The sequence below is a fragment of the Oliverpabstia sp. genome (genome assembly GCF_022785585.1).
Taxonomy (GTDB): Bacteria; Bacillota; Clostridia; order Lachnospirales; family Lachnospiraceae; genus Oliverpabstia; species Oliverpabstia intestinalis.
The window spans coordinates 1-3037 of the sequence record NZ_JALFPR010000158.1; the positions used below are offsets into that span (position 1 = coordinate 1).

A 3037-nucleotide genomic window follows, 5' to 3' on the forward strand; every position below is an offset into this window, starting at 1 on the left:
CACCGTTAACGTTTGTTCCGTTTGTTGCATTGTTATCAACGATTGCAAATGCTCCGTTGCGGTATACGATGGTTGCATGTGTACGACTGATATTGCTGTTTCCGGTAATACAATAATCTACTTTGTTTCTCTCTTTACCGATACGGAATTCTGCTTTATCAATTGTGATCTTCTCACCTGTTTTCTTTCTGATCAGAGTTGCCGTTGGCATACCTGCGTTTCCAAGAACCGTGGTAGCACTGCTTCCGTCATTCAGGATACCGGTTGGTGTGGATCCGTCATCTGCACTGCGGAATGCGGATGAATCTCTTGGGGCAAAGCCCTGATTCTGCTGGAATCCACCCTGCATGTTGTTATTCATGTTCATAGCCTGCTGACGGGCTGCACTTGCTTTTCTTGCTGCTTCTTCCTGTTCTCTTTTCTTCTTGCTGCTTGATACTGCAACCAGTACGATCACTACGATCAGGATCACTGCTACAACTGCGATGATAAGGATCAGTGTCAGGTTCAGTCCTGATTTCTGTTCCAGACCTTTCTGTGCTGCATCCAGTTTGTCGATGGCATTCTGGATCTCATCTTCTTTTGCCAGATCACCTAATTTTTCAGTATTCTTGGCAGCTGTAAGAGCTTCGTCAAAGGCTGCTACGGATTCTTTTGTATAGCCGGATGTATCTAACTTTTTCGCAGATTTGATCGCTTCACTCAGGTCAGCCATCAGAGCGACTGCTGCGCTGTTGTCCGGTTCTGCCGGAGCTGCTGCCACACCTTCATTTCCTGTTGCGGCTTCTGTGTCAGTTCCTTCTTCTGTCTCTGTATCACCGGCTGCCGGTTCTTCTGTTTCTTCTGTTTCTTCTGTATCACCCTCGGATACTTTGTCTCCGGCTTTCATATAGTCGATACCCATAGCATCCAGCAGGTCAGTTACTTCCACGATCTGGATGGAGTAGTAGTAAGAAGTCTGATCGGTACTTGCTGACCAGCTGTTGACACCGATAACATTACCTTCTGCATTCAGAAGCGGTCCGCCGGAGTTACCTTCGGAGATTCTTGCAGAGTGGTTGATGTAAGTGATCGGGCTTCCTGTGATTGCAGAGCTTGCTGCGATCTTGGAGATAGAACCGTCTGTTACGGTTACATCGTCACTGGTGTAGATCTTGTCATCCTGGTAAGCCTGAACGATTCCAGGAAAACCAAGTGTATAAACAGTTTCTGTACTCTGTGGCTCATTTTCAGCATCCAGTGCCACCGGTGCACGGTTGTAGATCGGCTGATCCAGTTTCAGGATTGCCAGATCGGCTTCTGTACTGCTCTGTACAACAGTTGCATCAATATATGAGTCACGTTTCAGTACGACACGTACCTTTGTTTTGATCTTTGTGTAGTCATCTTTTTCGCTGATCTCTACCATTCCCTGGATTATTTCATCTGTCAGCCAGTTGGTACTTGTAGCATTGGCTACGTGATCGTTGGTGATAACATACTGGGCATTGGCTTCTGTTCCTACCAGGAATCCGGTACCGCCTACCAGGTTATACCAGTCACCCAGTTTGTTCTGTACACAAACCATTACCTGAACTACCGCATTCTTGGCGTCCTGAATGTTCTGATTTGCAGATGTCTCTGCTGCTACTTTTTCTGACGGAACGACCAGCATACCGACTGCCAGCATCGCTACCATGCAGAATGAAAGTACTCTCCTCATTAGTGCATTTACTTTCTTCATCTTTTTTCCTCCCTGCCTTATAGAATTTTATAAAATCTTATTACATTGTACTGTTTCTCTGTCCGACCAGACAATATGTGTCACCTTTTGTGTCGACTTTTATTTTCGAATTCCTACGTTTTTCGCATTATTTCAAAAAAAAGAGTATAAAAACTGTTTCTCACGACAGTTTTATACTCTTTCCGTAACTGTTCAGAGCCTTCACAGTTACTATCTGCTGAACAGTTACCTCTTTTCCTCTTTTCTATTCCCTGTTGTGTCTTTCTCCGTGTCATTCGCACTGTAACATCTTTGCATGTTCCAGCACCAGCCGTTCCGCTTCCTCCTGTCCGTAAAACATTACATTCCCTAGATTTTCACAGAAATCATAAAATGAATATAATAATCCGGATTCTTCAAGGATCATATCCAGAAAAATATTTTTGGCAGGCACCGCCACGCGCAAAAGTCCGTGCTCCGAAGTTACCAGTATGTTCACATCGGTATCCGGATGTCCGATTTTCTGTTTCAGGATCTTTACCTTCTGTCCGCCTTCCGGATGAAGGATCCGTTCAATGATCTTTACCCGGTCTTCCAATGCCGGCCGGATATAGATGTCCGGCGACAGTTCCCGTATATTTCCGGTGTCAAGAAAATGCAGCAGACCATCCATTGAAAAAATGTATGTAATATTCTGTGCGGAAAGATTTTTACAGTATGCTATGGTCTCTTTGACAAAATACTCCCTGTTCGGCATCTGCGGATTGAGGTATTTTTCTATGATTTCCTGATCCAGAAAAGTCATCACACACGGTTCCATCTGCAGATTATATCCGGTATATTTTGTGGATACCGCAGTTCCAACCACATCAAACTGTTCCATGATATTGGCAATACAGTTAACCAGACGCCGTGATTTTTTCCGGTAGGATGTAAATCGTTCCTCCAGCATTTTTATTATTTCTTTGTCTCTTGTGATACAGCCGCTTTTGATATCTGCCGATAACATGCAGGCATATTCGGAAGTCAGCACCATATACGGGAACATCACAAATGCCATATCCACATAGCCGGTATTGCCATAGTAATACCAGCTGTTGTAATCATAATTATAATTATACATCGGCAAAATCTTTTTCAGGCATTCCAGATTATACAGTTTTCCATCTTCAATCTTATCCGGCTGATCCGAGAGACAGATAATGTGGTCTACCCTCACATTGCTTTCCGTTCTTCCACATAATCGGAGAATTCCGCTTATCACCGAGGCATCCGGTTGTACGATCATGCGAAGGGTACCCTCCTCTTTTTTGATTTCCTCCGCGATCATCCAGA

At 44.3% G+C, this 3037-nt stretch carries 2 protein-coding genes; both read right to left on the bottom strand.

Annotated elements, in window-relative coordinates; all coding sequences use genetic code 11:
- Positions 1 to 1723 (bottom strand): trypsin-like peptidase domain-containing protein (locus MSA64_RS11175; protein ID WP_287891643.1); only part of this gene is annotated, 1723 nt, incomplete at its 3' end.
- Positions 1724 to 1994: 271 nt separating this feature from the next.
- Positions 1995 to 3037, bottom strand: a 1043-nt coding sequence (locus MSA64_RS11180) for a hypothetical protein (protein ID WP_287891645.1), incomplete at its 5' end; no start/stop codon positions are given.